Origin of the sequence: Bradyrhizobium sp. 23, assembly GCF_023073295.1 — a bacterium.
Lineage (GTDB): Bacteria > Pseudomonadota > Alphaproteobacteria > Rhizobiales > Xanthobacteraceae > Bradyrhizobium > Bradyrhizobium canariense_D.
The window spans coordinates 743524-748709 of the sequence record NZ_JADPJF010000148.1 but is presented as its reverse complement, the minus strand read 5'-3'; the positions used below and the strand labels follow the sequence as shown (position 1 = coordinate 748709).

Here is a 5186-nt window from a genome sequence, read left to right as displayed (position 1 = left end):
GAGCGGATGGCGCCGGACTGAGCGAGCACAGGGCTTGGATGGAGGCTCCACGGCGGGGCAAGCCGGTAGTTTTCCGGGCCGTAAATTTTCGTCGGCTTTAATAATTCGAGCGAATGATCGCTCCGATGACCGGAGACCTTGACCATCAAGCAGAGGCCATCGCCGCAATGCGCAAAGCGGTCGCCGCGACCTGTGCTGCCGAGCGTTTGAAGTGGTTGAGGGCCGCTTTGGCGTGGAAACATCTTGAAAGCTTGGCGAAGGGCAAGTTGGCAGCGTGAAACTCCCCGCGAGCGGCCTGTTCGCTGGTCAAGACCTGGCGCAGTTTTCGATCATCTCCGCGAGCGCGGAGCAGAGGACGGGCTTCTCCAATCGGGGAGCATTGCGGAAGCCGCCCGGCAATCCATCGGATGTGTGGCCGGTCAGGAGAAAAATTGCAACCCGCGACCACGAGTGATCTCCGCCACCAGTTCAGTTGTTTCATCGGCAAGCCTCAGGTCGAGAATGGCCAGATCGAAGTCAGCCACCCGCGCGACTTCGATCGCTTCCTTCAGGGTGCCTGCTTCGGCGATGACCTTGTCGCCCAACTCCTCCAGCATGTCGCAGACCATCATGCGGATCGGCGCTACGTCCTCCACCACGGAAGATTGAGAGTGCGCCCATGCTCCGTCTCGTCGGCCTTGATATCCGCCATGCAGCCGGCCAGCTCCCTGGGGCCCTCGGATCGGCCTATGTTCACTTTTGGACACATTTTCAGGGAACAAAGCGCCGCAACATAGTAGGTTCAGCGTTCCGAGACGGAGTGAACATGACAGCGCCGTCGCCTCTCATCTTGGTGGTGGAGGATGAATACCCATTGCAGGCGGTGTCGAGGAAGCCCTGCTGGAGGCAGGCTTCGCGACTGACATCCTCTCGTCTGCCGAGGAAGCCCTGACTCTCTTCAGAAGCGGAATGAAGGAGTACCGGGCGGTCGTCGCGGATGTGAACCTCCTCAAGGGCACGCTCAGCGGCTGGGAATTGGCCAGACAGCTCAGACAACGAGAGCCGACGTTTCCCGTGGTCTACATGACGGGCGCTGCAGCGAACGATTGGGGTTCGCAGGGCGTCCCAAATAGCATCCTGTTGCAGAAGCCGTTTGCACCGGCCCAGCTTGTCACTGCGGTCTCGAAGCTCCTCAATGAGGTCCCACCGACGCACAAGTAAAAACCGCCGCCGTCACTGGCTCGCACAGCAAGCCAGCGTCCCAACCGTCCATGGCGGCAGGAACGAAGCTCGGCAATGAACATTTTTTAGTCTCAGTTGCCTCGTTCGCTCCGCCTGCAATAGCGCAGGGTATGCTCACGTGCGGCAAATGCGATGAGATCGACAACAAGATCGCGCGCCATAGTCGGTTGTTGTCTCTTGTCACTGACAAGATCGCGAGAGACGGTATCGCCGACTTGATCGAGGAAATGACGACGGCGAAAGCGGCACTTCATCCCAACCAGAGGAGAAGTAAGCTCGCACTCGAACGCGCCAATCGGCGGTAGATCCTCGCCGACAGTTCCATCAACATTCTCTTTCTCGCGGCCGCGACCGCAGATCGATGCGAGCAATCAAACTCTCTCCTGAATTCTTGCAAATCTCTGCCATTTACCAAGGGCAGATTTGCTTCCGGTGAACCGTGTCGATCAAGCGTGTCGCAAGACTGGTGCACACGTCCGGCCCGCTACCGACATGAAATGGGAGTTACGCCATGCAGCATCTGCCGAACGATACCTTCGACGTCATCCTTGACCAGTTTGGGTACGGAAATCTCGGATTTCCCGCAGCCAAGGACGTCTCGGGCGGCAACGACACCGTGACGGCAACGTCACCGAGCTCAATACGAGGCTCACGATCTTCGGCGATGACCAGTCGATGCTGCTTGGTCACTCGCAAGGCGGAAACGACACATTGTTCGCCGATATCGGCGGCGGCTGGAACACCGCTCTCGTGGTGGGCGATGCTAAATCGATGATCGACGACGCCAAGGGCGGCAATGACACCATCGTCGCGGATGCCCATGGCACGGTCTATACCACTGTCTCGGCCTTCGGCGACGTCGCGGGGGACATGTCGGGCAACGCGCAGGGCGGCCATGACGAGATAACCGGCTCGATCGCGTGGCGCGGTGGCGCCAACCTGTTCGCCGGCGATGCCGGCGGTTCCATGATGACACCTCGCACGGCGGCAACGACACGCTCGATGTCAGCGTGCTCACCACGGACGGCGTGGCGACCGTCAGTGGCGACGCCATCGGCGCCCTGCGCGGCCTGCGCAAGGCGGCAATGACAATATGACGGTCACCTTGAACGGCGACAGCGCCATAGCCGGCGCGACCTTGTCGGGGGACTCGTCGACGTCCCTGATGGATCTTACCGAGGGCGGCGACGATGTCCTGACCGTCAAGATGGAAGGCCAGTACGCGGATGCGGTCTCGTCAGTGTACGGCGACGCGCCGATCATGGCCGGTCATTCTCATGGTGGCAACGATATCCTCAATGGCGGCGTCGGCCGGGATTTCATATATGGCGATGCAGGAATCTATGAACCGGCGACGCCAGGCTCGATCACCGGCGGCAGCGACACGCTGAACGGCGGAGCGGGCGACGACTGGATGTGGGGCGGAGGAAACAGCGACTTCTTCGCCTTCAGCACCGGCTCCGGCAACGACACGATCGCCGACTTCGATCAGGGCAACAAGGCCGTCGGCAGCACCGCAGCGGAACACGATCTGATCGATGTGCAGGATTACGGCTTCGCGGACTGGGCGGCGCTGTCGAGTCTGATCAGCGACAATGCTTCCGGCGATGCCGTGATTCATCTCTCCGGCAACGACTCGATCACGCTGGACGGGATTCACGCGGCCAACCTGCATCCGACCGACTTCATCATCTGAGGGAATAAATCAAAGCGGCGATGTCGTACCCCGACGCGCGGGGCGACATCGCAATCGCGAGTGCGCAACGACCAGTTTCGCCGCACGGCGCAGCGAAACCTGTCGCGAACAAACTCCGTCCCGAATTCCAGCAAATCTCCGCCATCGACCAAAACTAGATTCGTCTCCGTGAAGCGTGGTCACAGCACGTCGCGCAAGAGTTTTGCCGATGTCAGGCCCGCCTCCGACAATGAAATGGGAGTTACGCCATGCAGCATCTGCCGAACGACACCATCGACATCCTGCTCGACCAATTTGGCCAAATCGAAACCGTCATCGGAGATCCGAACTTTCCGACCACCACGGACGCCTGGGGCGGCAACGACACCGTGACCGCAACCATCACTCAGCCCGAAGCAGAGCGACGACAACACGACGCTGCATGGCCAGTCCCACGGCGGCAACGACACGCTCACGGTCAACGTCAATTACGGCTGGAACGCCGCCCTCGTGGTCGGCGATGCCCAGGCGATGACCGACGACGCCAGGGGCGGCAACGACACGATCGATACCCAAGACCACTCGATGTACACCAACGTGCATGCTTTCGGCGATGTCGCCGGCGACATGTCCGGCAATTCGCACGGCGGCAGTGACACCATCACGGGCGCTGTGGGCTGGCGAGGCTTCGACAATGTGTACGCCGGCGATGCCGATGGCTCCATGAGCGGCACGGCGCAGGGCGGCAACGACACGCTCGACATCAGCTTGAACACCCGGGAGGGTTCAGCGAGAGCCAGCGGCGATGCCATCGGCTCCATCAGCGGCGATGCGCATGGCGGCAACGACAACATCATCTTGACCATGAGCGGCGAAAACGTCTGGGCCGGTGCGTCGCTGTCGGGAGATTCCTCCACGTCCCTGACCGACAACGCACAGGGTGGCGACGACATCCTCAAGGTCAAGATCAGCACCGAGTACACCGACGATGCGCGCGATCTGCTGTTCGGCGACGCTCCGACCATGTCCGGCAATGCCCATGGCGGCAACGATATCCTCACCGGCGGAGCGGCCACCGACTTTCTGTATGGCGATGCGAAGGTCTATGATCCCGCAACACCGGGCTCGATCACCGGCGGCAAGGATATGCTCAACGGGGGCGCCGGAAATGACCAGCTTTCGGGCGGCGGAAACAGCGACACCTTCGTCTTCAACACCGGGTCCGGCAACGACCTCATCACCGACTTCGATCAAGGAAACAAGGCGGCCTGCAGCACCGTGACCGAGCACGATCTGATCAACCTGCACGATTACGGCTTTACGGACTGGACGGCGCTGTCGAAGCTGATCAGCGACAATGCCGACGGCGATGCCGTGATTCATGTATCGGCGAGCGACACCATTACACTCGACGGTGTCCACGCCGCGAGCCTGCACCCGACCGACTTCCTCATCTGAGAAAAGCAGGCATCTCGCCCCGCCTACAGCGGGGCGAGACCCGGGTTCCTCCCCGCCCACAGGATCCCTTCAGCCGCCCCCTGACGCTGGCGACCCGCCTTTGGCCGCGACGAGCGAGTTGATGTCGTCGAACTTCTCCGTCAGGTCCGCGACCAGATGCGTCGTGCCGGGATGTAGCGGTCCTGCCTCATTGGCGGTCACCGTTCACGAACTTGCCCCATGGGCTCTCCGAACCGCGGATAGTCTAGGATCGCGGCTCGGCCCGGGTCAGATGCCGTGCTTGGTGCCGGGTCCAGTTGGCAAGAGCTAAGAAGCTCTTCTAATTGCCCGGCCGACCTTCTGCAGAGCCTCGAAGGCTCCCATGCGCTGATCAACCCAGCCTGCCAAAGCGGCCTGGGGTTGATGGATGTCTCCCAAGACCGACATCGCCTGCATCGCCTCACTGAGGTCGGAATGGTCGCCCGAGGCAACTGATCCAAGCATCGCGGAGCCGAGCAGGACGGCCTCCGGAGAGGCTGGCGCAGCGACCGTCAAACCCGTCATATCGGCGAGGACCTGCCGCACGAGGCGGCTCTTTGCGGCACCGCCGCTGACCACGATCGTATCGACCGCAATGCCGTTGTCTTGCTGAGCGCGAACGATCTGCCGGGCCCCGCAGCCGAGGCCGCAAAGCCCTGCAAGATAAAGCGCGAGCAGACTCTCCAGATCCGAGCGCATATCAAGGCCCGCAATCAGTGCGCGCGCGCCGGGATCGGCGAACGGCGCTCGATTGCCGAGGAATTCGGGGACGACATGAAGCTGGCCGACCAAATCCGGGAGCATTTCGGCACCG

At 61.6% G+C, this 5186-nt stretch carries 8 protein-coding genes; 4 read left to right on the top strand and 4 right to left on the bottom strand.

All coding sequences use genetic code 11. The annotated features are described in order from the left end of the window. Window positions 1-419 precede the first annotated feature (419 nt). Window positions 420-638: a response regulator gene (locus IVB32_RS36945; protein WP_018458793.1), complete on the bottom strand. Its 219-nt coding sequence runs from the start codon at window positions 636-638 to the stop codon at window positions 420-422. A gap of 208 nt (window positions 639-846) precedes the next feature. Between IVB32_RS36945 and IVB32_RS36940 the strand changes: the two genes are divergently transcribed. After that, window positions 847-1200, top strand: coding sequence for a response regulator (locus tag IVB32_RS36940; protein ID WP_346283663.1), 354 nt, complete (start codon window positions 847-849; stop codon window positions 1198-1200). Between the two features lie 92 nt (window positions 1201-1292). On the opposite strand, the gene IVB32_RS36935 is transcribed toward IVB32_RS36940, so the two are convergent. Then, complete coding sequence (locus IVB32_RS36935; protein ID WP_143273925.1) at window positions 1293-1592, bottom strand: hypothetical protein; 300 nt, start codon at window positions 1590-1592, stop codon at window positions 1293-1295. A 304-nt stretch (window positions 1593-1896) separates the two neighbouring features. Here IVB32_RS36935 and IVB32_RS36930 point away from each other — a divergent pair, with 304 nt between their 5' ends. Further along, window positions 1897-2310, top strand: a complete 414-nt coding sequence (locus tag IVB32_RS36930) for a hypothetical protein (RefSeq protein ID WP_247412996.1) — start codon at window positions 1897-1899, stop codon at window positions 2308-2310. Between the two features lie 4 nt (window positions 2311-2314). After that, complete coding sequence (locus IVB32_RS36925; protein WP_247412995.1) at window positions 2315-2917, top strand: hypothetical protein; 603 nt, start codon at window positions 2315-2317, stop codon at window positions 2915-2917. 179 nt (window positions 2918-3096) lie between these two features. Here the strand turns inward: IVB32_RS36925 and IVB32_RS36920 are convergent, their stop codons facing one another. Continuing rightward, window positions 3097-3360, bottom strand: coding sequence for a hypothetical protein (locus tag IVB32_RS36920; protein WP_247366751.1), 264 nt, complete (start codon window positions 3358-3360; stop codon window positions 3097-3099). 67 nt (window positions 3361-3427) lie between these two features. Here IVB32_RS36920 and IVB32_RS36915 point away from each other — a divergent pair, with 67 nt between their 5' ends. Then, on the top strand, window positions 3428-4354 hold the full coding sequence (locus IVB32_RS36915) for a hypothetical protein (protein ID WP_247412994.1): 927 nt from the start codon (window positions 3428-3430) through the stop codon (window positions 4352-4354). Between the two features lie 306 nt (window positions 4355-4660). Here the strand turns inward: IVB32_RS36915 and IVB32_RS36910 are convergent. Then, the coding region (locus IVB32_RS36910) for an FGGY-family carbohydrate kinase (RefSeq protein WP_247412993.1) at window positions 4661-5186 on the bottom strand (526 nt) is incomplete at its 5' end.

What these genes read in the sequence shown, in the direction of transcription:
- IVB32_RS36915 (WP_247412994.1), top strand. Translation starts at nt 3,428, where the DNA reads ATGACCGACGACGCCAGGGGCGGCAACGACACGATCGATACCCAAGAC.
- IVB32_RS36925 (WP_247412995.1), top strand. Translation starts at nt 2,315, where the DNA reads ATGACGGTCACCTTGAACGGCGACAGCGCCATAGCCGGCGCGACCTTG.
- IVB32_RS36930 (WP_247412996.1), top strand. Translation starts at nt 1,897, where the DNA reads ATGCTGCTTGGTCACTCGCAAGGCGGAAACGACACATTGTTCGCCGAT.